Origin of the sequence: Paenibacillus vortex V453, assembly GCF_000193415.1 — a bacterium.
GTDB classification, from domain to species: Bacteria; Bacillota; Bacilli; order Paenibacillales; family Paenibacillaceae; genus Paenibacillus_AQ; species Paenibacillus_AQ glucanolyticus.
The window spans coordinates 105,861-132,624 of sequence record NZ_ADHJ01000001.1; the positions used below are offsets into that span (position 1 = coordinate 105,861).

Sequence of the window (26,764 nt, forward strand, 5' to 3'; positions counted from 1 at the left end):
TGTAAGGAATGAGGCCACTGACCACACCTCGATATCGTGCGGCTCTGCTTCGCTTCGGAAAATTGTTAACGCTTACATCCCAAGTGTATGAACCGCGGGCTCATCCGTAAATATGTCGTTTTCAATTGTCACCTTAAGACCCGGAAAGTGCTGTCATCACGGGATTTTAGGCTTTTGACCCCAACTTGCCATTGTCATTTCGGAGAAGTAAAACATGTAGAATTTGACCCTTTTCCCACCTGAAGTTGTCATTACAGCATCGTGCATGAGCTTGACAGATGCCAGATCTGAACGTAAGTTGGAAAAATAAACCGTAAAGACAAAACCCACATATTCTTCACGAAACGAGGTATTCACGTATGCAGACATCATCCTGGATTCTGGCCGGTTATGCAGGGCGCAAGGTCTTATCCCAGATCACTGCCGAGGATGCCCAGCGGCTCACTCATCTAAACGTTGCTTTCGCTCATATCCAAGAAGACAAGATTACGTATGCTGACACGGATACCGTTCACGAAATCCAGCGCCTGAAATCCATCAATCCCAAGCTCACGATCCTGTTATCCGTTGGCGGCTGGGGCTCAGACGGATTCTCGGAAGCTGCATCCACGGCAGCGGGAAGACAAAGCGTGTGCGAATCAGCGATAGCTCTGCTGCAGGAGTTTCCTTTTGACGGCATCGACCTGGACTGGGAATATCCCTGCTACTCAATAGCCGGAACGACTGCATCGCCTAACGACAAGGGGAACTTTACCGTGCTGCTGAAGGAGCTGCGGGAAGCGCTCGATCACTACGGACAGGGGAGGAATCATCGCTATCTGCTCACCATCGCTGCCGGAGCCGATCAGTATTATATTGAGGGTACCGAAATAAGCGACATCCACCCTTATCTTGACTTCATCCAGCTCATGACCTACGACATGCGCGGCGGGTTCCATACATTAACGGGCCATCATGCCAACCTCTATACCTCTACTGGCGATCTGTTTCGAATTAGTGCGGATGCTTCCGTACGCATGTTCACCCTAGCGGGCGTGCCGCGAGAGAAAATCGTGATCGGTGCCGCATTCTACTCCAGAAGATGGAAGGACGTGCCGGATGTAAACAACGGTTATCTCCAGATCGCTCCATCCTCGGGTGGCTATGGTCCGACTTACACCCAGCTCACGGCCGACTATTTCAATAACCCTCAGTTCAAGCGGTTCTGGGATGATGAAGCCAAAGCCCCTTATTTGTTCGATGGCAGCAGCTTCATTACATACGATGATCCGGAATCGTTAACCCATAAATGCAAATACATTCAGGATCAGGGGCTGGCGGGTATCATGTTCTGGGAATATAGCTGCGATACAACACACAGTCTGCTGGATGCCATGTACAGAGCATTTCATTCCTAAACGAAATCAAGGTTTGCCTGCTTTGCAGCTATCTCGCTCCCTTCCTCATGTATGGTTGATGCCATCGTTCTTCCGGTCTGCTTCGTTCATGTTTATATGTGCGAAGCAGACCTTTCTCTGTTTGCGCAAGAAGAAATCCCGATAGAATATGTGTTATATTATCTATCATTCAGCTATCATTCCTTCAAGCATCGTTATGACTTGGTTTTATTCTATGAGTTCCTTCCCTGCTCCGTAAATATGTCGTTTTTAACTTGGAGTATAGGCCATATAGACACTGATAAACACTGGGAAAAACCAGGAATATATGTTGATTTTGCACCTGACATGAGATTGTGCAGCCATGGACAATATCGGAATAAAGGCAGAAAAAAAAGCCGCCCCGTGAAACGGAGCAGCTTTTTTACCAGATGCGAATATCGAATTAAATCCCGACTTATGATATGTACATGTTATGAAACATGACTTATCTAGCTAGGATCGTCTATCATCATTCGTAACATCACCGAAAAAGCGGATCGAGTATAATGCACACAGACCCACAATCGTATAGATGATACGGGAGCCTGCAGAACTCTGCCCACCGAACAATGCAGCTACCAAATCGTATTGAAACAGGCCTACAAGCAGCCAGTTAATGCCCCCAACGATCAATAACAGCAAAGCAATGGTATTAAATGTTTTCATCGTTTAACCCTCCTTACGCCCGATTTTCATATCAATTCATCATGAATAGCTTATCTATGGATTTTAGTATTTATTTTTGACCATTTATCTCATTTGTAATCATGTCCTAACAAAAAAACATCCCTTGTCAGGGATGTCCATTCTCTTCGATCATTTCACGCATATTCACACTTCCTTCGGAAATCCGCGCCGCTGATGCAGCAGCTCCAGAAATACCTCAACCGCCTTTGTATGATAGGGTGTCTTCTGCGTAATCCACGAGAACTGCCGCGCTACCGGCTTACCGTTGGGTGCCAGCATATGCAGGGTTCCGAGCTGAACCTCTTTGCGCACTACCCATCGCGACAGCAGGGTAACGCCGAGACCTGCCTCTACGGATTCCTTGATCAACTGCGTACTTCCGAACTCCACGATATGTTCAGGGTGAACACCATACCGGGTAAACATCCGCTCCGTGGCCTCCCGCGTGCCTGATCCGGCCTCTCTTACAATCCAGGTCTCATTGGCAAGCTCGGAAAGCGCCAGCTCCTGCAGATGATCATACCGCCCGTCGCGGGGAACCATCACCACCATTTCATCCTCTGCAAAAGCCTCGATATGCAGCTTCTCATCATGATAATCCCCTTCAACGATACCGATATCCGTCTTCATGGCGCAGAATCATCTCCGCCACCTCGGTCGTATTCCCGATCGTGATCGTAGGGCGAATTAGCGGATAATGCTCTCTCATATATGCGATCAAATGCGGCAGCATATACTCCCCGAAGGTGTAGCTGGAGCCAATGGAGAGGTTCCCGCCAGCACGGTGCATCAAATCATCCACAAGTGAATTCATGCGCGTGTACAGGCCCAGAATCTCCTTCGCGTGATGGTATACAATTTCTCCGGCTTTATTGAGGCGGACGTATTTATTGGTTCTGTCCAGCAGCTTGGTGCCAACAGACCGCTCCAATGCCTGGACATACTGGCTTACCGCAGGTTGTGTCATGAGCAGTTCTTCGGCTGCACGGGTGAAGTTCCCCTTCTCCACGACCGTTACAAATACCTCTAGTGCTTGATCCATCTTGGACCTCCTTCGCTTCTCTTGCGTCCCTCATCAATATGAGATGATATTACCATAACTGATTACTTATGATGACTATTATAATGATTTATTTTTCTTATCCAGCCGAATGGGATACGATGGGTTCAGACCAACCGAACGAATCGGAGGTTAGACCTTATGACTGAACCAGCCTATTCCAAATCACAAGCAACCGTCCATCGCCTGGTTCGTTGGACACATGATACACTGCCTGCCGCCGCAGGCGGCATTGCCTTCACCTTTATCATTGCCCTCATGGGCTATGCACTAGCAAGCATCCCGGGTCTTGGCTACCTAGGCCAGCTTGCCTGGGCGATTCTGATCGCCGCCTTATACCGGCAACTGCGCGGCTACCCGGAGCGGCTGCGCATCGGCATTCAATTCACAGCCAAGCGGCTGCTGCGTCTGGCCATCATTCTGTATGGCCTGAAGCTGAATATCGGCATCGTGTTCCAGCAAGGCCTGGGCCTGATGCTGAAGGATGTGATCAGTGTTGTTGTAGCCATTGGGCTGACGCTGCTAATTGCCAAATGGCTTAAAGCCGACATGTCCCTGTCCCTTCTGCTCGGCATTGGAACCGGTGTCTGCGGCGCGGCTGCCATTGCCGCCGTGTCCCCCATTGTGAAGGCCAAGGAGAAGGACACGGCGCTTGGAGCGGGCCTTATCGCCTTTCTTGGAACCATTGTTGCCATTGGCTACACCCTCGTTCAGCCGCTGCTTCCTCTGACGGACACCCAGTATGGTGTGTGGTCGGGAGTAAGTCTGCATGAGATTGCCCATGTAGCCCTCGCAGCCGCTCCGGCGGGTGAGGACGCGCTGGCCATTAGCTTGCTTGCCAAGCTGGGACGGGTATTTCTGCTCGTACCGCTCAGTGTCGTGCTCATGCTCTGGATGAAACGTACCGGGCGCATCGAGAGCCACACGAAGATGGAGTTCCCCTGGTTCCTGCTCGGCTTCATTGCAGCGAGTATACTGGGAAGCTGGGAATGGACCGGACAACCGATCATTCCTCTGCCGATCAAGGATACGATTTCTCAGGCAGCTTCCTTCCTTCTTGCCATGGCGATGGTGGGACTTGGCCTGAATGTCCACTTGAAGGATCTGCGCAGCGCATGGCGGCCGCTGCTGGCCATGTCCATCACCACTGCGCTGCTAATCCTGCTTACCTATGCTATGGCTTGAGTGAGCGGGATCGGCAGCCATTGTGTACGAACCAAAAACCATCCTAACGCATATTCATGCGCAGGGGATGGTTTTTTTTGCACAGATGAACCAAGCCGAAGAGGTGTGTGGATGCCGAATTGCGGGAACTATTGGAATAAGAGAGCTGCAACCTTATATTTGAAGAAAATGCTCCGGTGTCATGTCCGTTTCTTGCTCTTCTGTCGATGAAGAACCCCCGTCTTTTTCCTTCCATTTTAGGGTAAAACTAAAGCAACTGGACCCACTCATCGGGCACAAAGGTTTAGCTCCCCTGCTTTCTTGGGTATTTGAGATTTAGCACGCAGTATTTATACAGAGCTATCATTGTAGAGGAGATGGAAGTATGCAACGAAATCATACGATTATGCAATTCTTCGAATGGCATGTTGCAGCCGATGGCTCGCACTGGAATCGACTCAAAAGCGCAGCACCGGAGCTGAGTAAGGCAGGAATCGATGCGGTTTGGATTCCCCCCGTGACCAAAGCATCCTCCGCCGAGGATAACGGGTATGGGGTGTATGACCTGTACGATCGTGGGGGAGTTTGACCAGAAGGGAACGGTTCGCACCAAATACGGGACCAAGCAGGAACTAACCGATGCCATTGCAGCCTGCCACAAGCACGGGATTGCCGTCTATGTGGATCTGGTGATGAACCATAAGGCGGGTGCTGATGAAACCGAGCGGTTTCAGGTTATCCAGGTTGATGAGATGGATCGGACGAAGGATATATCCAAGCCGTTCGAGATCGAGGGCTGGACCAAATTCACCTTCCCTGGCCGCGGTGATCAGTATTCCTCGTTCCAATGGAATTTCAATCACTTTAACGGAACCGACTATGATGATAAGAGCAAGCGCTCCGGCATATTCCGAATTGTGGGCGAGAATAAATCCTGGAGCGACAAGGTGGACAATGAATTCGGGAATTACGACTACTTGATGTTTGCCAACATAGATTACGGTCATCCGGATGTACGCAAGGAAATGACCGCCTGGGGCCAGTGGCTCGTGGATACATTGCAATGCAGCGGGTTCCGGCTTGATGCCATCAAACACATCAACCATGATTTCATTAAAGAATTTGCCGCAGCCATGAAGAAAAAACGCGGAGAGGATTTTTACATCGTGGGCGAGTTCTGGAATCCCGAGCTTGAGGACTGCCGGCATTTCCTGGATACGGTGGATTACAAAATCGATCTGTTTGATGTTTCCCTCCACTACAAACTCCAAGCTGCTTCCAAAGCCGGCCGTTCCTTCGATCTGCGAAAGATCTTCGACGATACACTCGTCGCATCGCACCCCATGAATGCCGTTACGTTTGTGGACAACCATGATTCACAGCCGCAGGAATCATTGGAATCGTGGGTGGAGGACTGGTTTAAACAGAGCGCTTATGCGCTGATTCTGCTGCGCAAGGACGGTTATCCTTCCGTCTTCTACGGAGATTATTACGGGATCGGCGGCGAGAAGCCCATTCCCGGCAAGAGAGAGGCCATTGACCCGCTGCTGTATGCCAGGGTGAACCGGGCGTATGGCGAGCAAGATGATTATTTTGACCATCCGAACACGATTGGCTGGGTCCGCCGGGGGATCGAGGAAATCGAGCATTCCGGCTGTGCCGTGGTGATCGCTAACGGGGATGCCGGGGAGAAGAGAATGTTTGTTGGTGAGCATCGCGCCGGAGAGATATGGGTGGATCTGACTCGCACCCGGAAGGACCGGATCACGATCGGTGAGGACGGGTTCGCTCTGTTTCCGGTTAACGGAGGCAGTGTATCTGTCTGGGCTCATCCGGAGCTTCCCGTAGAAGCTTAAACAGCGGACGCATTATACAGAGACTATAAAAACCGGAAGAATGGCTCTCCGCCAGGTATGGCTCCACATGGGAAGCGCCTTGCGATAGCCTTCATTCTTCCGGTTTTTTTGACGTTAACGGCCGGGCTCTAATCAGCCCTTAACCTGAAAACGACGGCGCAAGCCTTCGCCTAACAGGTTGAACGTTATGATCAGCAGCATCATGGCAAATGCCGGATACACAACGAATTGGAACTTTCCTAACCAGATGTCCGCTCGATTCTTGGACAGAATCGTCGCCCAGTTGTACCCGGTCTCCACGAATTCCATGACATAATAGTTGACTTCCTTCCACTCGTGACCAAGGAAGATGTTCACAATCGCAAGCTGACCGAGGAGGAGCATCACCTTCCCCATATCCAAACAGAAGTTGACGATAACTTCGGGGAACATGACCGGGATATAGTAATTCTTCGTCAACGTCCTCGTGCGAAGACCTAACGCGGTTCCGGCTTCCATGTAAGGCTCGCTTGCCATCTTGTGGGCCTGCTGCTGAATCGTGATGGCCACCCGCCCGGCTTCAACGCTGGCCAGAATCAGTATGGCCCAGCCCATCCGCTGCTGGGAGAAGAGAAAGAACGGAAGCGCAAGCAGCAGCGCGGATGCGAAGACCGGCGGCAAATAGGAACACATCTGGTTCCAGAAGGTAATGAACTGGTGGGTGAAGCCCTTTTTCTTACGAGCGATCAGTCCCAGGGGCACCCCGATCGCATATCGGGCAGCCGTAATCGCGAGCACCAGCAGAATCGTATCCTTGGCGGTCACAACCAGTTTGCTCAAGTTATCGACCCCCCTCTTATCCGATCCAAGCCAGTTCTTCGAAGAAGGTTTATAAGGCGGAAGGGTCAGCTTCTGCTTGCCGTCCTTCATGACCCATCTGGAGGGTTCATTCTTCAAATCCTTATCAATGAAGGGCATGTACGGCCCCGCCAGCATAACAAAGACAAAGAAAGCAAGCAGAATGCCGCCAATCCATAAAGGGAAATTCTTCAAGATAACTCACCTCGTTTCTTATCGCGGATCAAAGTACTTGCGTGCCGAATGACTGATCCATTGAACGATCATGAACAGCACCATGAAGGAAAATGCGATATAAATAATGACACCCGGCTCATAGTTGCCGCCGGTGCCGCTGAACGTATTGAAATCCAGCGCCTGAAACAATCTCCAAGCCGCTCCCGGATAGTTGCGGTAATATTCCACCACGAGCAGGTTCGACAAGATGAAGACCAGCAGACCCGGAAGATGGGTCAGGATGGTTGCGATGCCGTTTCGCAGCATATGTTTGTAGACGACCTTCCGGTCACTCAGCCCTTTGGCTTTAGCCAGCAGTATGTATAGTTTGCCTTCCTGTGCGAGCAGCGAAGCCGACGTGATCCGGGCAATAAAAAATATCGGGTAAATTGAGACAAGCAGCGAAGGCAGCACGAAAGCCTCCCAGCCGTCAACCGCAAAATAACGGATAGCCGGAACATGCTTAATGAGCACCCATTGGGCGATCAGCATCAGGAAAAAATCCGGAATGGACTGGAACAACCATGTCGTCCAGTGCCCCAGCACGCTGAATTTGGTCTTGGACAATTTGTAGTCCAAAACTCCCTTCAGAATACCTAACACGAATCCTATCAGTAAAGCGGATACAATAACCAGCAGGCTTTTGCCAACAGCTTCAAAAGCAGCCGCTTCCGAGGACTGGCCGATATACCGCGTTCCCCCGAGCGTCCCGTTCTGAATAGCGCTTGCAAAATAGTCACGGATGTACGTAACATACTGGCCCAGATCAAAGGAATAATTGGTCACCACTAAATTGCCGTCCAGCGACAGATTCAAATCCCTTGGAACCAGCACAATCAGGACGATGAACATAAAAGCGAGCAGACTGGTCACCGTCGTTTTGAGCATTTGTGTTCTTAATCTCATATTGTCCTCCCAAACAAAAGTCTCAGCAGACCCCTCTTGTCTTGCTTCATCTGCTTAACTACTTATTCTACTACTATCACATATTTCCTAAATACGTCCAGATAAAAATACAAATTTTTACTTTATATTTTCCACATCATGTATTGCGCTCCTTGATCTGTCATATTTATAGCATGTATAACCTGATATCACGGTTCTATTAAATTGCAATCCATGGTAAAAGGATATACTCTGTTTCTATATACATCCTATCAGAGGAGGTTCTACGGCGATGTCCATTTATGAATATGAAGTAAAAACGATACGCGGCGAGTCCCAAACACTCGAGCCCTACAAGGGTGAGGTGATGCTCATCGTAAACACGGCAACCAAATGCGGCTTTGCCCCTCAATTTGACGGTCTGGAGAAGCTGCATCAGACATTCCGTGATCAGGGACTGGCCGTGCTTGGCTTCCCCAGCAGCCAATTCATGAATCAGGAGCTGGAGGAGGATTCCGCGATCGAGGAAGCCTGCAAGCTCAATCATGGCGTAACCTTCCCTTTATTCTCCAAGATTGATGTGAACGGCTCGCAAGCTCATCCCCTCTACAAACACCTGACCAGTGAAGCCCCCGGCGCGCTCGGCATTAAAGCAATCAAATGGAACTTCACCAAGTTTCTGGTGGACCGCAGCGGCAAGGTGGTTAAACGCTTTGCGCCAACGGATACCCCGGAGAAGATGGAAGAAGATATCAAGAAGCTGCTGAAATAAATCTGGAGCTGCATACATTCGAATAAAAAAAGGGCTTGCGCGAGGTCAACCGACCTTGAGCAAGCCCTTTCTGCTGTTTGGCTTCATTTACTGCAAATGCATCCACACCGTCATCTCATTCTCGCCACGATTGCCCCATAAATAATACGGAATGGCTTTGAGCGCTGCGGGACGCAGCGGCGTTGGCGAAGTTCGATACAGATCATCGCCCCAGTCACCGGATTCTTCACGCCAGCCTTCCCCTTCAATGACAACCGCCCCTCCGAGAAAATCGGGATCAAACCGTGAGCTCAGCTTAGGCTCGCGAGCTAGCGATACGGACGACATCGGCGCTCCATGATCTACGCTTTCCAGGCAGTATACCAACGGTCCACGCTGGATTGCGGCTTTACCGGCGTTAGCCCGTATATTCGGATTAGCCCTTACTTGATGGATCTCCATGGAGAGCTCCAGCTCCAGGGTATCTCCCGGCGCCCATACTCTCTTGATGTAGACATAGCCGTCTTTCATAACATCCTCTATGCTCACGTCTTCCCCATTCAAGCGCAAATCTGCTTTGCCGCGGGACCAATCCGGCATGCGGAGAGCCACCGTCCACTCAACAGCCTTCTCCGGCTGGATAGTAAGTGTGACGTCCCCATTCCAAGGCAGCGCACTGTTCTGAATGACCTTCACAGGCACATCCCCGAACTGAACCGATGCTTCACCCCCCATGTATAGATGGGTGTACAGCGTATCCTCGTTCATCGTATACACATATTCACCCAGCGAAGACAGCAGTCTCGCCACATTCGGCGGACAGCAAGCGCAGGCGAACCAGCCCGGCCGAACCGGCTTCACATGGAACTTGCCCGGATTATGGCGACAGGCCGCAGGCCATACCTCAAGCGGATTGACATAGAAGAAATGCCGCCCGTCCTGAGCCATACTGCCAATGACCGTGTTGAACAGCGCGCGCTCCATCACATCCGCATACTCCGATTTGGGAGCCAGCTCCAGCATGCGCCGGGCAAAAAAGATCAAACCAATGGAGGCACAGGTCTCGGCATACACCGTATCGTTCGGCAGATCATAATCCGTCGTGAACGCCTCTCCATGATGGGTTGAACCGATGCCTCCGGTAATGTACATCTGTTTATGGACCATGTTAAACCACAGGTTCTCGCAAGCCTCCAGAAGAGCGGGGTCTTTTGTTCTGGCCGCTAAGTCCGCCATGGCCGTGTACATGTACACGGCCCGGACCGAATGTCCAACCGCCTCCCTCTGTTCCCTTACGGGCAGATGACTCTGATGATAAGGCAAGTGCGGCGGGTTGGCTACCGAGGAGTAGAATGATTTCCGCCCTCTCTGCTCCCACTCCTGAAGGAAGAAGTGAGGCTCCGTGCCGCGCACATCTATGAAATACTGGCTCAGGCTCAAATATCTCGGCTCCCGGGTCACCTCATACAGTTTGACAAGCGCCAATTCGATCTCCTGATGCCCGTCAAATCCGTGAATTTTGCCATCCTCAGGCCCAAAAACGGAATCGATATAATCCGCCAGGCGGCACACCACATCCAGCAGTTTCCGCTTCCCTGTTGCCAGATAGTGCGCTACCCCGGCTTCCATCATATGTCCGGCACAGTACAGCTCATGGCAATCCGTCAGATTGGTCCAGCGCTTCTCCGGCTCCTTCACCGTGAAATACGTATTCAGGTATCCATCGGGCTGCTGGGCAGCGGCCACAAGATCAATCAGCTGATCCACCTGCTCTTCCAGCTTCGGATCCGGGTGAATGGCAAGCGAATACGCCGCAGCCTCCAGCCATTTGGCAACATCGCTATCCTGAAATACCATCCCGCCATACTCGCCCTTGTCCCTGCCGGCAGCGATTCGAAAATTGGAGACGCCATGACTTGGCTCGACACCCGGGATTCGATCATGCAGGGCTTCATACTGGTACGGAATCACCACATCCCTTACCAGCTCTATGTAACGGGCCCAGAACGGGTCCGTCAGTTTCACTTGCTTAAGAGGTACGGCAGCAGAACACGAAGCAAGAGTCATCATCTTCAATACACTCCTTTGAGATTCGATAGGATAAAGCCTCGACACTTCCCATTCTACGATCTATGATAGGATGAAAACGATATCAAAAATGACCTAATTTCTTATACAATCTCACACATCCCTTGGAGGTGAATCCGTGACGGAACGAAGCGTTCTTGCCTTCCCTTCCCTGCCGCTGCCCTTCTTCCTTGAATCAGGTAAAACACACTATATGCCGGGTGAGTCGCATCCGAACCGAAGAAACCTTGGCGTCTTCGATCTCATCCTGGTGCAAAGCGGCTGCCTGTTCTTGGGCGAAGAGAGGCAGCACTGGAAACTGTGTGCGGGGGATATGGTCGTCTTGCTCCCCGATGCTTACCACTTCGCGGTACAGGATTGCCGAGAAGAAACGTCCTTCTATTGGCTGCATTTTCAGACCCTGACACCGGATATAACCGGACATGATTCAATCTCACACAATATTGAGCTGCCCAAACAAGGCCGTATACCCTATCCGGAGCAAGTTTACCAACAGTTCGAGTCTCTGCACCTATTGGCAACCGAACCGAGGTCTACCGCATTTTGGCGGGAACAAACCTTGTTTATTGAACTGCTGCAGCTGCTTGATCCGTCGAGGTCCGACCAGGAACAGTCGCGGGTGCGCAAAGTGGCGGAACAAGTGGAATCCTATATCAAAATGCACTATCGCGAACCCATCAGCAATGCGCGGTTATCAGCAGACCTGCATTTTCACTACAATTATTTGACGCGCTGCATGAAAGAATCCCATGGCGTAACCCCAACAGAGTATCTGCTTCAATACCGCCTGGATCAGGCAAAGCGGCTGCTGCTGACCACAAGGTGGTCCATGTCGCATATTGCAGAGCATGTTGGGTTTCAATATCCGCCCTATTTTTCCCGCCGCTTCTCCGCGCGTTTCGGCCTATCGCCGCTGCAATTCCGTAAGCAGTATACGGAATAAGCGGGATATGGAGAGTCATGATCATGACCACATGAAGTGATCATTTAGGTCAGAGGACAACAAGGAGATAGTTCTTGGTTCTGGACACCCGGCAGCGGCTGCACGGCATCTTGCAGTACCCGCACATAAAAAAAGACGGCCCCACTTGGGCCCGTCCTGTTTAGATCGGCTGCCTGACACTATGCTTTGTTTGGCAGATCCAGCTGCCATGACACGCCAAACTTGTCCGCGATCCAGCCAAATTGTTCACTGAAGCCATAGTTGCCCAGCGGCATCATAGCACTCCCGCCATCGATTAATGCCCCGTACAGCTTCTCGATCTCCGCTTCCGACTCGCAGGTCAGATAGATGGAGAATGAAGGCGTGAACGTGAAACCATGCTGCACATTGCTGTCAATACACATAAAGGTCTGTCCCTTTAATGTAAAGGTCGCATGTTTGACACTTCCCTCGGTTCCCAGCTCATTCGGGCCGTACAAGTCGATACTCGTGATCTCGGAATCCTCGATTATGGAAATGTAATGGTTCATGGCTTCTTCCGCATTGCCCTGAAACATCAGAAACGGGGTTATACTCTTCATCTATAAAACACGCTCCCTAGTTCATTAGATCGAGATCATTCATCTTTCCTGTCTCCAGACGCTGCTCCAGCCCTTCAAACATCTTTTACCCCAGCCATGCTCGGTTTGGTGATGTATTCGGTCCGTGCTTGCTCGATATCCTCTGCCAACCAGTCTTCCTCATGAGGCACAGTGATCTCCCAGGTTCCATCCACACGCGGTTCATTTCGGGCCATTTTGTTCGTGGTCTCCATCATAAACAACCACCTGGGCATCGTCTGGGGGGTTAACCAAACATCAAACACTCTCCGGTGCAGCCTAGAAGCGGCATTTCATCCTTATCCAATCAGCTCATCAAGCAGCCGCTCCAGCTCGCCATAACTCGTGACAATATGGTGCGGCTCATGTTCCGACTCGGGAGCAACGCTCCGGTGATTGAACCAGATGATATTCCAGCCCGCGGCGAGTGCGCCAATCACATCATTGCGCCATGAATCCCCGATGTAATAAGAACTCTCCGGCGCAGTGCCGGTCAGCTGGTTCACATGGCGGAATATCCGCGGATCGGGTTTGTCCCAGCCAACGGCGCCGGATACGAACAAACGATCCGGCGGGATTAGATCACCGAGCTGCATAGCCGCTATTTTGTTCATCTGGTGATCCGCCGGTCCATTGGTAATCAAGCCGACCACATGCCCGGCGTCCGCCAACTTTTTCAGCAGCTCCCGGGCACCGGCAAACATTCTGATGGTATACTGCCGATCCAGATAGGTCTGCTGTACCACTTCGGCCGCCTCCAGTGACAGTGGGATGCCGAATTCAGCCAGCGCTAATTGAAATCGGCGTCTGCGCATCTCCTCGACGGCTTCCCCGTAAGCTGCCGTGCCAGCACCTCCCAGCTCAACGGACAAGCGGTCACTGTAATATCGCATCCGATGGTATGCCGCTTCATAGGGAAATGCCTCGCCTGGACGGGCCGTCTCTTGAACAGCCTCGCGAAAAGGCGCCAAATGGTCATACAATGTATCATCCACATCGAAGAAGATTCCCTTCGGTGATGTTGTTCTCTTCATATTCATCCCTCTTCCTTCTCCCTGTCCCTCTATTGTACCTGTACAGGCACCGCTTGGGTCAAGTCCGTCTGTTGATAAGCTCCCTTGCTGTGATATGATGGCATTAAAGCAGCAGGATACGGCAATGGAGTCCTCATCCAGACTCGCGCACAGCCAAGCAAGCTCAAATTGCAATGCCCAGCTTATGTACCCGGATAAGGAGATGAATAACGATGACCAAGGATATGACCGAAGTGTGGAGCAAGGATTTCGTTCCCGAAGGCAATCGGGCCAGTAATGTGGATCGTTTCACCGGCTTTGAGGATACCTATGACCAGCATCGCCCGGAAGCTCCTCAGGAGGTTGTTACACTTCTAACAGGATATTTGGAACACAAGCCCTCGCTTGTTGTCGATTTGGGCTGCGGGACGGGGTTATCCTCGTTTGCATGGAGAGATACCGCGGACCAAGTCATCGGCGTCGAGCCGAATGACGATATGCGGGGCAAAGCTATCGCCAAATGGCAGTCGCTGCAGCAAGAGCAAGGCAGCAGTCCCCATGGAAACGCTGCCGATATCAAGTTCGTCTCCGGTTATTCCAATCAGCTGGCACTGCCGGATCAATCCGCAGACATCATTACCTGCTCCCAGTCCTTCCACTGGATGGACCCTGCCAGTACGTTAAAAGAGGTATCCCGTGTGCTGCGCGAGGACGGTATATTCGCTGTATATGACTGCGACTGGCCGCCAAGCCTCACCCGGAAAGTTGAACAAACCTATCTTGAGTTGATTGAACTGGCTGAAACCATCATTGACCGCCATGTGGATACTCAGGAGCAGGCCTATAAAGGGAATAAGAACGAGCATCTGAAGCACATCCGCGAGAGCGGTGTGTTCCGCTTCTCCAAGGAAATTGTATTCCACCATATGGAGCCGTTCACCGCGGAACGCTATACCGGCCTTGCTGTCAGTCAAGGCGGCATCCAAACCGTATTCAAGCTGAAGCAAAACGAAATCAACGACAAAATTGCACTGTTTCATACGCTGGTCGAGGAGCATTTTCAAGGGCGTACTCTCCCCGTGATGCTCAGCTACCGCATGCGGCTCGGCATTAAATAAAGTCAGACAACAGGGCAGCTCCAAGGTCATAATGGCCTTTGAAGCTGCCCTGTTGTTCATTGGACTCTTTTGCCATAAGACAAAAAAGAGCCGCGCGCCTTTCTCATTACCTCTTCTCAGCCCTTCACCGCCCCTGCCGATGATATGCCGTGAAATATTTCTGCAGGAAGAGTCAGCGAGAACCGGTAGCCCTTCCAGATCGAGACCGCGCTCAGCCTCACTGCTTATTTTCGCCACATTAAGCTGCACAACAATTCGAACAGGTCCAGCACATGGCGCGGATTTTTGCCTGTCAGCTGCTTAATTCGGTTTAACCGGTAATGCAGGGTATTGCGGTGGATATTTAGCCTTTTGACCGTATTGTTGTGATCCCCATTCTCGGAAATATATACCTGAAGCGTCTCAATGAGGTCCAGCTTGTCTCCGCCTTGCTCCAGAAGCGAATACAGCGAAGCCTGTGTGTCATCCGAATTATAAGCCAGGCTGATGAGAAACCTTAAATCCTCGTAGAAATTCACTTTGCGGCGGGGGTCGATGTTCATGCCCAGCTCCAGAGCGGATACCGCCTGCTCCAGCGATGTGGCAGCCAGCTCCTCCCGCTCCCCAATCCCCAAGCTGTGGACTTCATCCAGCTCGGTCAGCTTGTCCAGAAGGCTCCGGTATTTCATGGCGTCTGTCATGAAGAATACGGTTTTGTCGTTCTCCAAATTCCAGCTTTGAGGGTACGCTTGCTGCAGCCCCCGGAATACTTTGCCTCCCACAGAGCCCTGCACGAGCAGCACCCGGCATTTTCGCGTCAGGTCCAGTCCATAGCCTTCGGCACGCTCCAGAAACGGTTCATCGTAAGGTGTCTTGCGATAGGATAACTCATGGTAGAACTTCTCCCGATTTTGGCGTTGGTTCAACATGGCCTTGTTCTGACGCTCCTGCTCGATCAGGAGAATGACGGTCACCTGCAGCAAATTGCTGAGCGGTCTCACCTCATCGGGATGCCCCGTGATGCCGACCACGCCAATCACCTCATCCTTCACTACAATAGGCTCGTTCACCCCCGGCTTCATGCCGCCGCCTTCTTCATAGACCTCATAGATTCTCCCGGTCTGAATGGCTTTCTGGGCACCGATGTGCAGCGTGCCGATCCGTGCTGGGTCCCCGCTGCCCACAATGACCCCGTTCTCATCCATTACATTAATATTGTAAGGAATGACACGCATCATTTCTTTGGCGATATTCTCCGCCAGCGGACGTGATAGTTTCATGCATTATGTCCCTCCTTACCTGCCTGTCATGTACTGTCCTGTATAAGATCCCAATACAAGAGTTACTCTCTATAGTTTACACATCCCGCTTCCAATCCATATCCTGCCGGTAGAAAAAGAAGCCGACCCGTAAAGGTCAGCTCCCCCTTGTTCTCTCACTATGAAATGAATGATTACTTGTTCAAGGAGTTCATGAGACGGACAATATTCTCCGATGTTCTCTCCACATTCTGCTGTCCGTTCACCAGTGCTTCCGATAGCGTAGCCGCACCCGGCATAATGCCAAAAATAGCGTCCATTCCTTTATCGTACAGCACCTCGATCCCGTCACCGATCCGTCCGGCCAAGGCAACAACAGGCTTGCCATGCTTCTTCGCAACCATCGCCACGCCCAGCGGGGTTTTGCCGTACTGCGTCTGGAAGTCCATCCCGCCTTCGCCGGTCCACACCATATCCGCCTGGCGCACTTTCTCTTCAAGACCTGTATAGTCAACAACCATATCGATGCCCTTCTTCAGCGTCCCGTTCAGGAAGACCATCAGTCCCCCGCCAAGGCCGCCTGCCGCTCCAGCCCCTGGGTAGTCCACGATATCTTTGCCCAGCTGCTGCTTCATAACCCCGGCGTAGTTCCGCAGATTGCTGTCCAGCTGCTCGATCATATCCGGCGTAGCACCCTTCTGCGGTCCGAACACATGAGAGGCTCCCGTCTCGCCGCAGAGCGGATTGGTTACATCACAGGCCACCTCGACCTCCACATGCTGCAGTCGTGAATCCAGGCCGGTCAAGTCAAAACTTGCAAGCCTGCCCAAGCCCCCGCCGCCAAAAGCAAGCTCCCTCCCTTCCGCATCCAGCAGCTTGCCGCCGAGCGCCTGAACAACTCCCGCTCCGCCGTCATTCGTCGCACTGCCGCCGATGCCGATCAGCAGCCTGCTCACGCCATGATCCAGGCAAGCTTTAATCAGCTCACCCGTCCCGTAAGTCGTGGTTACCAGCGGATTCCGCTCAGCCGGGGGCACCAAGTGGATCCCGCTTGCACTGGCCATCTCCAGCACGCCGGTGCTGCCATCTCCCGAAACACCGTAGGACGCCTCCACCTGATTGCCCAGCGGACCCGTGACCATCGCGGTGTGCACCGTGCCGCCCGTTGCATCCACGAGGGACTGCATCGTGCCTTCACCGCCGTCCGCCATCGGCACATGGATACAGGTCACATTCGGGTTTGCCTTCAGAATGCCGCGTTCCATCGCCTCACAGACTTCCTTGGCGGTCATGCTCTCTTTAAATGAATCGGGCGCGAGTACAATTACATAATCCTGCTTCATGGTTTATCCCCTGCCTATCCTTATTGATTTCAAATCTATGCTGTAGTCTCTTTAAAATACAAATCCGTACAATATCGTAGCGACAATGGCCATGGTCAGACCGACAATGCTTTCGTAAGGAATCAGCTTCATCCGTTCCTTAATGCTCATCTTCACCGATTCTGCGGTGACGTGGAAGAAGTTCCCGTGCGGCAGATGGTCAATGACCGTTGCCCCCGTGTGTACCATGACGGCTGCGGCAAGTGGCGCTGTCCCCATGGACAGAATCGCTTCACCAAACGAACCTGCGGCCACAATGGATGCCGTCGATGTGGATGCCGTAGCGGCTCCCATCAGAATACCGGCGAGCGGCGCAAGGAATGTGCCGGATACGCCCATGACATCGATACCCTGTACCACAACGGCACTCAGATTGGATTTGGAGATAATGCCGGCAATGGCGCCGGCACCAATCAGGATGATTGCGGTACCGGTCATTTTGTTCAAACCGGAGGTGGTATAAGCAATGATGCTCTTTGTCTGTCGCATGGCGATCAAACCGATGATACCGGCAACCGGCAAAATAATCATGGAATCAATCTTGATGGCTTGAAGAGCTTCAATGCCCAGAATGCTTCCCAGTGGATTCAGCGCCAGCAAGACGATGGCCACGATGGGTGCAACCATCGCACGTCCGAAGCTTGGCTTGTCTTTCTTGCCGGCTTCCTCCGCCACTTGATCGCTATCCGATACCATAACCCCTTTGTTTGTGAGCATCTTCGCCACGATGATGGTGACAATCAGTCCGGCAACCGCCGGCAGGAAACCATGGATCATGACCTGAGCCAGATCGACGTCAAAACCCTTGGCGACAGCAATGGTATTCGGGTTCGGGGAAATGATGTTCCCCGCTTTACCGCCCCCGACCAGCGCGAGCAGCAAGGCTGTTTTGGAAATTCCGATCTTCTTGCCGACGGACAAAGCGATGGGCGCTACGATAATGATCGCAACGGTAATGAATACCCCTACCGCGGTGATAATCATGGTTGCCAGCGCGATGGATAAAAGCGCTTTCTTCTCGCCCAGCTTGGCAACAATGGTCTCGGCAATGCGCTCCGCGGCTCCCGATTCAATCAATATCCCTGCGAGCACCCCTGCAGCCAAGACCCGGACGACAGCACCCATGACACTGTTGGTGCCCTCGATAATATACTGCACGGTCAGATCAATGGTGGCTCCGCCCAGCAGACCGCCAATGACAGCGCCTCCAAACAAGGCGTAAACCGGGTTTACTTTTCTAAAAATCAAGACAATGGCGATAATCAGACCGACAACGGCTCCGCCCCAATGTATAACAGTCCCATCCATGTTGTGTATGCCTCCTTAAGCAATATAGCTTGTGAACAATGATGTATTCATCCTTTATGAAACTATGATTGCGCTTACAGGATTCAGTATAACCGGAATGCCGCATTCAAGCCTATTGACGCCATAACGGTTTTTATTGTGCATATGCACAAAGTATGGGACATGGGATGAGCCTCGTTTTCAAAAAAACATATGGAGTCAGCCTTAGCCAAGCTCACGCGTACGGATCTCATCCGGAGCGACATGGGCGATCGCCTGCATCTTCTTGAATTGGCCCGTAGAGCTGGCTTTGCCCGACAGCACGGTGCCGATGATGCCCCCAGCGAATCCGATCGGTATCGACACGATGCCCGGATGCTTGAGCGGGAAGATCGCTTCTGCCCGAATCCAGCCTGCTTCCGGGTCCATTACATTAGGCCCGATAGCCATGAGCAGCAGGGAAGATATCAAACCGGCCGCAATGCTCGACATGGCGCCGTACGTATTAAATTTCCGCCAAAATAGCGTGAACAGCAGCACCGGCAGATTGGCCGAGGCGGCAACTGCGAAGGCAAACGACACAAGGAACGCCACGTTCAGCTTCTGCGCGCCAAGCGCGAGCACAATTGAGGCCATGCCAACCACGATGGCCGAAAGCTTGGCCACTCGCATCTGCTGTGCCTCCGTCGCCTGCCCGCTGCGGAAGATGCTGCTGTAGACATCATGAGCAAACGCTGAGGATGCCGTCAGCACAAGCCCGGAGATCACGGCCAGTATAGTCGCAAACGCGACGGCCGATACAAACGCCATCAGGAATTCGCCGCCCAGCGCGCTTGCGAGCAGCGGCGCCGCCAGATCCACCCGCTCGGACAAAACTGACCAATCAACAAAAGCGGCGGCTCCAAAGCCTAGAAAGATTGTCATTGCGTAGAAGATGCCGATCGTAAACGTCGCCGTCTTTACCGAAGCGCGCACCGTTAGCGGGTCTCTGACCGTGTAGAAGCGCGCAATAATATGCGGCAGTCCGGCCGTCCCTAACACAAGCGCCATATTGAAGGACAGCATATCGAGCGGCTGATCAAACATATTGCCCGCCATCAGAAACCGCTCCTGCAGCGGCGTTGCCTGCTTCATGGAAGCGAATAAGCCGAGCAGATCCCAATCGAATCGGGCCAACACAATCAGGCTCACGATAAAGGTGCTGCTTACCAGCAGTATGGACTTGACGATCTGCACCCAGGACGTCGCAAGCATCCCGCCAAACGTGACGTAGATAGTCATTAAGCTGCCAACCAGCACGATGGCAAGCGACGTTTCAAGGCCGAATAGCAAATGGATGAGCCATCCGGCCCCAACCAGCTGGGCAATCATATAGAACACGGTAATCATCATATTGTTGACAGCGATAAACCCGCGCAGCCGTTTCTCGCCGAACCGGACCGCCACCGCATCCGCCATCGTATACCTGCCCAGATTATGGAGCGGCTCGGCAATGATGTACTGGACAATGACATAGGAGGCGAGGAAGCCGATCGAATAGAAGAAACCGTCGAAGCCGTAAACCGCGATGGAACCCGCAATGCCAAGGAAGGACGCCGCGCTCATATAGTCACCGGAGATGGCCAGTCCATTCTGCAAGCCGCTAAGCCGGTTGCCCGCCGCATAGAAATCGTTCGTGTTGGTGGTTCGCCTGGCGGCACTAATACGTAATCATTAACGTGCCAACCACAATCGCCAGAAAAAAAACGATGCCGGACATGTTCACTTGGATGACCTCCTTCCGCTCAGCCCCAGAGGTGCTGTTATTCTCCCATTCTACGATAAAATGGCAAAAAAAGGACAATCCTTTGCTCTGACGAGCAGCAGGATACGCCCTTTTTTCTTCAACAAATGTCTTAAGCACGCTCAAATCGAATCAAGCGCCCGTATTTGCCTTGACCAGCACCTCGGCATATTTGGCCTCATCCTTGGAGGAGGACAGGAGCGTGCCGACATAAGCTGCCAGGAAGCCAAGGGGAATGGAGATAATGCCCGGGTTGCTCATCGGGAAGATCGGATCGCCAACCAGAATCGCTTTGCCGGCCGGATCCCATATATTCGGGCTCAGGGCTACGAGAATCACCGTGCTGATCAATCCGGTCAGCATGCCTGTGATCGCGCCTGTCGTATTGAATCTTTTCCAGAATACCGTGAACAGGATAACCGGTAAATTGGCACTGGCTGCAACGGCGAAGGCCAGCGAGACGAGGAACGCCACGTTCATCTTCTGAGCGAACAAGGCAAGCAGAATGGAGACGATGGATACGCCAATCGATGCGTAACGCGCCATCTTCAGCTGTTCCTTCTCCGAAGATTCGCCGCGGCGCAAGATTTGACCGTAAAAATCATGGGCGAAGGCCGATGCGGCGGACAACACAAGCCCCGTCACCACAGCGAGAATGGTCGCGAACGCAACCGCCGAGATCAGCGCAAACAGGAAGTCGCCGCCTATGGCTTTAGTCCAGCAGCGGTGCAGCCATGTTGCCTGCTTTGTCAACCGCTGTAATATCCGCTGCACCTACGAAGGCCGCTGCACCGAATCCGAGAAAGATCGTCATGACGTAGAAAATGCCGATAATCCATGTGGCGTATACAACCGAGCTGCGTGCCGTCTTGGCGTCCTTCACGGTAAAGAAGCGAGTCAGAATATGCGGCAGTCCTGCTGTTCCGAGCACGAGCGCAAGGTTGAGCGACAGCGTCTCCAGCGGGATTTTGTATTTGTTGCCAGGGTTCAGGAAGGCTTCCTGAAGCGGCGTGGCCGTCTTCATATGATGGAACATTTGAGTCAGGCTGAAATCGAATTTGGCAAATACAATGAGCGAAATAATGAACGTGCCTGCCATGAGCAGCACGGCTTTGGATATTTGGACCCAGCTTGTTGCGTGCATGCCGCCAAACACAACATAGATCGTCATCAACACGCCCACGATCAGTACGGACGTTACATAGTCCAGGCCCAGCAGCAGCTTGATGAGCGCACCCGCCCCGACGAGCTGCGCGATCATATAGAAGATGGAGATGGAGATCGTGTTCAACGCTGCCACGCCGCGCACTTTCTTGTCGGAGAAACGGGCGGCGATCATATCGGCCACCGTATATTTGCCGAGGTTCCGAAGCGGTTCTGCTACGAGATACAGTACAACCAGATAAGCAACCAAAAAGCCGATGCTGTAGAAGAAACCATCAAATCCAACCAAAGCAATCGAACCGGCGATGCCTAGAAAGGAAGCCGCGGACATATAATCGCCGGCAATGGCCGTCCCGTTCTGCCAGCCCTTCAGTCCTCCGCCAGCCGTATAGAAATCGCTGGTGTTGGTTGTTTTCTTGGCGGCGTAATAGGTAATGATCAGCGTGAGAAGTACAATCCCGCAAAATAACGCGATAGCCATAGTCGATTACGCCCCCATATCCTTTTTGATATCGTCTACCATTCGGTCGAATTGGGCTGCCTTGCGGGAATATAATATGCACAGCACCCACGTCATAATGAATTGCGCGAAGGCAAACACCCATGCCCACGTAATCGGTCCTATAGCAGGATGATTCAACACTTCAGTATACGAAGTGAGGATCGGCAGCGCAAAGTAAAACAGAAGAAAAAAGACGGTCATGGGAATAATGAACCGTTTCTTGCGGGAGAGCAGCGTTTTGAATTTTTCAGAATGCCATACTTCGGTATAGCTTTTTTCCTCCATTGCCTTTCCCTCCATTAATGATCCAGATTCTATTGCGGCTCCAACACTTGAAAGCGCTTTAGAATGATTATATACGGGAGGTCCGCAGCCGACTACGGCTCCTGCGCGAAACGCCCGATATGAAGCGTGAAAAGGCGGATATGCCGCCTGAACAGGGGACAATACCCTTCTTGCGCACGTAGGCTATGCTTCTCTTAGCAAACGGAACAAATCCTTGGCTGCCTCCCTCGACAATGGAATCATCGTCCGCTGCTCATCCTTCATCACAATATTGTAAGCCCCATTCTGCCAAGGCGATAACTCTGCAATCCGGTTCACGTTAACCAAATAGCTGCGATGAGGACGGAAGAATGAATAACCCTCAAGCCTCTCCTCCAGCTCCTGAAGCGTGCTCTTGCTCGTGATCCGCTGGCCTTCCGTTGTCAAAATGCGAATGACCCGTTCCTCGCGCACCGCGTACAGGATCCCCTCGGGATCAACCAGCACATGCTTGTCTCCATCATCGAACAGCAGCTTGCCGCGCATGCTTCGGGCAGCTGCGTCTGCCTGGGAATTGGAGGCCCGCTGAGGAGTGGAGGCGCTGTCCTCCGGGCGGGGGGAAGCGTGCCCCTCCAGAAGCCGGTTACGGATTCGCTGCAGCGTTTCCTTCAACCGCATATGGCTGTATGGCTTCAATAAATAGTCAATCGCATCCAGACCAAACGCCTCGACAGCATATTCATCATAAGCCGTCGTAAACACAATCAAGGGTGAAGCAGGCGATGCCTTTAGCATTCGTGCCGCCTGCAGTCCTTCCAGCTCTGGCATATGAACGTCGAGAAAGACGACATTCGGCTGCCACAACGGAACGAGCTCCAGCAGCTCTCTGCCGTTCACGGCATGAGGAAGCAGCTCGATATCAGGCTCTTGTTCGAGCAGATAAGCCAGCTCCTCCCTTGCCAATCGTTCGTCCTCCGCAATGATCGTTTTAATTCGCTTCACGGTACCGACTCCCTTCCGATATGCGAGGGGAAGCTGAAAGTTATGCCGCAGCCGCCCTCTGCCAGATTTTCCACCCTCAGTCTGGCTTCCTTGCCGAACATGCTGATTAAACGCTGATTAATGTTGTAGATGCCGATTCCGGTACCCTCGCTGCCGATGACGGGCTGTTCACCGAGACGATCCAGAACCTCGGGTGAGATACCGACCCCGTTGTCCTTCAATTGAATGACCGCCATATCATCGACCTGCCTCAGCGTCAGCTGAATGATGCCGCCGCTTGCCTTGTCACGCAAGCCGTGCTTGATGCTGTTCTCCACCAGCATTTGCAGCGTGGCAGGCGGAATCAGAAGCTCTTCAAGCGCCGGATCCAACTGGCACTCAAACGTAAATTGGTCCTCGAACCGGATCTGAATAATATCCAAATACGCATTCAACAGCTCCATCTCCTCACGTATGGTCGTTCTGCGTGAAGCCATAACCTTTACGTTCAGGCGCATGAATGCTCCTAGCTGCATCGTGGCATGTCTTGCCAGATGCGGATCGGTGCGAATCAGCGAATGGATCGCATTTAACGTATTGAACAAAAAGTGGGGGTTGATCTGGGCCTGAAGAAGCTTCAGCTCTGCTTCTTTCATTAAATGGCTCATCTTCTCATGGGATGTGGCACCGAGCTGGTAGGAGATCAGCTGTCCCAGACCCTGGGCCATAACCAGCTCCACACGGCGGATATCCTGCGGCCGCTTGAAGTAGAACTGAATGACGCCCACGACTTGGCTCCCCTCGATGATCGGAACCAGGATGGCGGCGCCAAGTGACGGATGCCGGGGCTGAATATCTTCCGCATTATCCACGATCTGAAGTGTGCCGGTTAAGATGACGTTCTTCGTCAGGCTTGACCGGATCTCTTCTCCCGGATCGATGGTACGGCTGGCGGCCCCGGCATGGGCCAGGTATCGCTCTGTGTCGGTTATGGCTACCGCTGTGGTCTTCAGCTCCCGCAGCAGCAGCGCTGCCACGGCCTGCGCCGTCCGGTACGTCAGCCCCTGCTTCAGATGCGGAAGCGCGGCTTCGGCGATGTGGAATGCCTTCTCCGTCTCATAGGCCGCTGCCCGCTCCTCCTCGGCGAGCGCAACCCGCAGCATGGTCGTAAAGATGGCAATGGAGATGCTGTTTGTCAGCACCATTGGAAGACCGATCAGATTAACCAGCTCAATCGCCCGGTCCGGCTCCGTTGCAGAGATCAGGATAACCCCCATAAGGAGGATCGGTGCAAACATCCCAACGAATAAGGCTTTGGCGGGGGAGACGACCCGTTCCTGCGAGAAAAATCGCGCCACGCCTCCTGCCAAGGCTCCCGTCAGCGGCACCGCGATGACACCGGCCAGCCCGGTATATCCGCCAATGTACAGCAGATGGGCTCCCGCCAGAAGTCCGCCCCCGATTCCGACGCGCGGTCCGCCGATCAGCCCGCCGATGACCACGCCAACCAAAGCGGAATGGGCCAAGGCCTGATTCTCTGTCAGCCGCATCAGCCAGAAGGAGGAGCTGGACTCGCCATTCTCCACGACCACGCCTGCATACGTTCCAAGGATGCCGAAGAGTCCAAACAAGCATGAATACGTGAACATCCGCTTGCCGGACATCTCCTTCCGATCCAGCAGCTGGCGGAATAACGGAATTCTCGTCAGTATGAAAGTCAGGATGAGCAGCATGCCCATCCGTTCGAACAGATGCAGAGTCAGCTCCTGCATAGATAACCCTCTTCCCGATGGACTATTGGTCCCTTCATCTGACAGTCCGCTTACAATCAATGCAATGCAGTATAGTTACACAAAGGTTTGATTTGAATACGGTTTCATTGGATGCAAGAAGATTATATAGCACAGCGAGCGATAGGACAATAAAAAGGAATAACATGAAACTTATGTAAATAAAGATGCAAAAGGATCCTTATCTTCGCAAGCACCAAAACAACCGTATCCCGCGGCAACGCGTAAATACGGCTGGTTCATGGTTTCATCTCAAGACAGGTAAGGCTGCCTCTTCCTGATGCTGCAGCGTCTGCCAAGAGCTTGCGCCTTGCGTTCGGATTGAAATGCGCTGCACCTGCTTCTACCGGGATATGGACCGGGATATCGACCATTTCCGGATGACCTGGTTGATGACCTCCGAGAGCAGCAGACCGAGCGCAATGGCGCCTGAGATCATGAACGCCTGGGCCCCCAGCTGAACGGCTTGATCGAATTGATTCTGCGCCACATGGCGAAGCGCATTATAGGCGACACCGCCCGGGACGAGCGGAATGATTCCCGACACACTGAACACGATAATGGGGGTCTTGTACTTTTTCGCAAAAAAATGACTGATCATCGTGACGCAAAAAGCCGCCACAACGGTGGCCGTCACCGGCTGAACCATCATGTCCTGCAGCATGATGTAGAGCAGCCAGCCCACCATTCCGGCAAATCCGCACTGCAGCAGTGCTTTTTTGGGTGCATTGAACATCATCCCGAATGCGGCCGAAGCAATAAAACTCGTGATGAGCTGCTGTATGTAAAAGGCTGCCATAATCCTGTTCCTCCACTCCATCCCTTTAGAATGACAAAGTAAATGCAATCCCCGCGCCGATGGCAAAGGACGTGACAAAGGCCTCCGCCCCTTTGGACAGACCGGAGATCAGGTGCCCGGCCATGAGGTCGCGAATGGCATTGGTGATCAGCAGGCCCGGGACAAGCGGCATCACGGAGCTGATAATGATCATATCCAGCTGATGACCGAATCCGTATCTGACCATCCATACCGATGCAATCCCTATCAATAGCGCTCCCGAGAACTCGGCAAAAAATCGCACCGGTATGACCCGATGCATAAATACAAAGCAGGAGAAGCCGAGTCCGCCCGCGATGGCCGCCGGGATGAAGTCCGGCCAGATCCCGCGAAACATGATGAGGAAGCAGCCACTGGCCACCGCTGAGAGAAGGATAAGCAGCCACGTTGGATAGAATTGCCGGCTCATGCTCGATTTTCTCCAGAGTCCGTTCGGGCCTCTTCAATCGTCAAGCTCTCCGATGCTTTACCCTACCGGGAAACGCTAGTTGACTTGATCGATCTTGTACAGATTGGTTGTCCGATCCGAGATCCGAATCAGCCGGGTAATGTGCTGAGGCTCCTCCACCGAGAAAATAATCCCGGTCGGGGTCATATAACTGTGGCTGTTCTCCACGCCATAAGCCGCGGCGATCCGCATCATCGTGTCCTCGACACGATAGGTCTCGGCCCCGCTCTGCAGCATGATTTTGCCTGCTAACAGACAGACCTTGATGATGTCATGCTCCCGCTTCAACAAATCATTCAAAACGACAATCCTCCTGATGAACTCATTCCGAATCCGAATACTTGCCTATATTATAGTATCATTGCCATGATAAAGCATAGGATACGCTTTAAAGCAGCGCTGTAACCGTTGTTTTGCTCTCCCGGAGGCCGTCATCCCAAGCAAAAGCCCCC

The 26,764-nt window shown here is 52.5% G+C and carries 19 protein-coding genes and 5 pseudogenes; 6 read left to right on the forward strand and 18 right to left on the reverse strand.

Annotation, left to right across the window (positions count from 1 at the left end):
* Window positions 1-359: 359 nt before the first annotated feature.
* Window positions 360-1,397, forward strand: coding sequence for a glycoside hydrolase family 18 protein (locus PVOR_RS00455; protein ID WP_006207078.1), 1,038 nt, complete (start codon window positions 360-362; stop codon window positions 1,395-1,397).
* A gap of 474 nt (window positions 1,398-1,871) precedes the next feature.
* Here the strand turns inward: PVOR_RS00455 and PVOR_RS00460 are convergent, their stop codons facing one another.
* Window positions 1,872-2,084, reverse strand: coding sequence for a DUF378 domain-containing protein (locus PVOR_RS00460; protein ID WP_006207079.1), 213 nt, complete (start codon window positions 2,082-2,084; stop codon window positions 1,872-1,874).
* A 165-nt stretch (window positions 2,085-2,249) separates the two neighbouring features.
* Window positions 2,250-3,147, reverse strand: a pseudogene (locus tag PVOR_RS00465) (LysR family transcriptional regulator).
* A gap of 159 nt (window positions 3,148-3,306) precedes the next feature.
* Here PVOR_RS00465 and PVOR_RS00470 point away from each other — a divergent pair.
* Window positions 3,307-4,350: a YeiH family protein gene (locus tag PVOR_RS00470; protein ID WP_006207080.1), complete on the forward strand. Its 1,044-nt coding sequence runs from the start codon at window positions 3,307-3,309 to the stop codon at window positions 4,348-4,350.
* Window positions 4,351-4,714: 364 nt separating this feature from the next.
* Window positions 4,715-6,185 (forward strand): annotated as a pseudogene (locus tag PVOR_RS00475) (alpha-amylase).
* Window positions 6,186-6,317: 132 nt separating this feature from the next.
* Here the strand turns inward: PVOR_RS00475 and PVOR_RS00480 are convergent.
* On the reverse strand, window positions 6,318-7,217 hold the full coding sequence (locus PVOR_RS00480; RefSeq protein ID WP_006207081.1) for an ABC transporter permease subunit: 900 nt from the start codon (window positions 7,215-7,217) through the stop codon (window positions 6,318-6,320).
* A gap of 18 nt (window positions 7,218-7,235) precedes the next feature.
* Entirely contained in the window at window positions 7,236-8,144 is a 909-nt protein-coding gene (locus PVOR_RS00485) for an ABC transporter permease subunit (RefSeq protein ID WP_006207082.1), read from the reverse strand.
* A 271-nt stretch (window positions 8,145-8,415) separates the two neighbouring features.
* On the opposite strand from PVOR_RS00485, the gene PVOR_RS00490 reads away from it, so the two are divergent.
* On the forward strand, window positions 8,416-8,895 hold the full coding sequence (locus PVOR_RS00490) for a glutathione peroxidase (RefSeq protein ID WP_006207083.1): 480 nt from the start codon (window positions 8,416-8,418) through the stop codon (window positions 8,893-8,895).
* Window positions 8,896-8,982: 87 nt separating this feature from the next.
* On the opposite strand, the gene PVOR_RS00495 is transcribed toward PVOR_RS00490, so the two are convergent.
* Window positions 8,983-10,944 carry a glycoside hydrolase family 127 protein gene (locus PVOR_RS00495; protein ID WP_006207084.1) on the reverse strand — a complete coding sequence of 654 codons (1,962 nt, stop codon included), beginning with the start codon at window positions 10,942-10,944 and terminating at the stop codon, window positions 8,983-8,985.
* A 136-nt stretch (window positions 10,945-11,080) separates the two neighbouring features.
* On the opposite strand from PVOR_RS00495, the gene PVOR_RS00500 reads away from it, so the two are divergent.
* Window positions 11,081-11,905, forward strand: coding sequence for a helix-turn-helix domain-containing protein (locus PVOR_RS00500; protein ID WP_006207085.1), 825 nt, complete (start codon window positions 11,081-11,083; stop codon window positions 11,903-11,905).
* A gap of 179 nt (window positions 11,906-12,084) precedes the next feature.
* On the opposite strand, the gene PVOR_RS00505 is transcribed toward PVOR_RS00500, so the two are convergent.
* From PVOR_RS00505 to PVOR_RS00515, 3 genes are all read right to left on the reverse strand, one after another.
* Window positions 12,085-12,486, reverse strand: a complete 402-nt coding sequence (locus PVOR_RS00505; protein WP_006207086.1) for a VOC family protein — start codon at window positions 12,484-12,486, stop codon at window positions 12,085-12,087.
* Window positions 12,487-12,560: 74 nt separating this feature from the next.
* Window positions 12,561-12,722: a hypothetical protein gene (locus PVOR_RS31195; RefSeq protein ID WP_234972725.1), complete on the reverse strand. Its 162-nt coding sequence runs from the start codon at window positions 12,720-12,722 to the stop codon at window positions 12,561-12,563.
* Window positions 12,723-12,803: 81 nt separating this feature from the next.
* Window positions 12,804-13,544 carry an HAD family hydrolase gene (locus PVOR_RS00515; RefSeq protein WP_006207088.1) on the reverse strand — a complete coding sequence of 247 codons (741 nt, stop codon included), beginning with the start codon at window positions 13,542-13,544 and terminating at the stop codon, window positions 12,804-12,806.
* Window positions 13,545-13,750: 206 nt separating this feature from the next.
* Between PVOR_RS00515 and PVOR_RS00520 the strand changes: the two genes are divergently transcribed.
* Window positions 13,751-14,635, forward strand: coding sequence for a class I SAM-dependent methyltransferase (locus PVOR_RS00520; RefSeq protein ID WP_006207089.1), 885 nt, complete (start codon window positions 13,751-13,753; stop codon window positions 14,633-14,635).
* A 224-nt stretch (window positions 14,636-14,859) separates the two neighbouring features.
* Here PVOR_RS00520 and PVOR_RS00525 read toward each other — a convergent pair whose 3' ends face one another.
* The 10 genes and pseudogenes from PVOR_RS00525 to PVOR_RS00570 form a co-directional block, all read right to left on the reverse strand.
* Window positions 14,860-15,894 carry a CdaR family transcriptional regulator gene (locus PVOR_RS00525; protein ID WP_006207090.1) on the reverse strand — a complete coding sequence of 345 codons (1,035 nt, stop codon included), beginning with the start codon at window positions 15,892-15,894 and terminating at the stop codon, window positions 14,860-14,862.
* Between the two features lie 173 nt (window positions 15,895-16,067).
* Window positions 16,068-17,216 carry a glycerate kinase gene (locus PVOR_RS00530; RefSeq protein WP_006207091.1) on the reverse strand — a complete coding sequence of 383 codons (1,149 nt, stop codon included), beginning with the start codon at window positions 17,214-17,216 and terminating at the stop codon, window positions 16,068-16,070.
* Between the two features lie 51 nt (window positions 17,217-17,267).
* Window positions 17,268-18,563, reverse strand: a complete 1,296-nt coding sequence (locus tag PVOR_RS00535) for a GntP family permease (protein ID WP_006207092.1) — start codon at window positions 18,561-18,563, stop codon at window positions 17,268-17,270.
* A 204-nt stretch (window positions 18,564-18,767) separates the two neighbouring features.
* Window positions 18,768-20,301, reverse strand: a pseudogene (locus PVOR_RS00540) (solute symporter family protein).
* A 156-nt stretch (window positions 20,302-20,457) separates the two neighbouring features.
* Window positions 20,458-21,970: pseudogene (locus tag PVOR_RS00545) on the reverse strand (solute symporter family protein).
* Between the two features lie 6 nt (window positions 21,971-21,976).
* Complete coding sequence (locus PVOR_RS00550) at window positions 21,977-22,276, reverse strand: DUF485 domain-containing protein (protein ID WP_006207097.1); 300 nt, start codon at window positions 22,274-22,276, stop codon at window positions 21,977-21,979.
* A 183-nt stretch (window positions 22,277-22,459) separates the two neighbouring features.
* Window positions 22,460-23,257: a LytR/AlgR family response regulator transcription factor gene (locus tag PVOR_RS00555; RefSeq protein ID WP_006207098.1), complete on the reverse strand. Its 798-nt coding sequence runs from the start codon at window positions 23,255-23,257 to the stop codon at window positions 22,460-22,462.
* Window positions 23,254-25,008, reverse strand: a complete 1,755-nt coding sequence (locus tag PVOR_RS00560; RefSeq protein WP_006207099.1) for a LytS/YhcK type 5TM receptor domain-containing protein — start codon at window positions 25,006-25,008, stop codon at window positions 23,254-23,256. The genes PVOR_RS00555 and PVOR_RS00560 overlap by 4 nt, the downstream gene beginning before the upstream one ends.
* 361 nt (window positions 25,009-25,369) lie before the next feature.
* The gene (locus PVOR_RS00565; RefSeq protein ID WP_006207100.1) at window positions 25,370-25,825 is read right to left on the reverse strand and encodes a threonine/serine exporter family protein; all 456 of its coding nucleotides are present in this window, start codon (window positions 25,823-25,825) and stop codon (window positions 25,370-25,372) included.
* Between the two features lie 25 nt (window positions 25,826-25,850).
* Window positions 25,851-26,612 (reverse strand): annotated as a pseudogene (locus PVOR_RS00570) (threonine/serine exporter family protein).
* Window positions 26,613-26,764 lie beyond the last annotated feature (152 nt).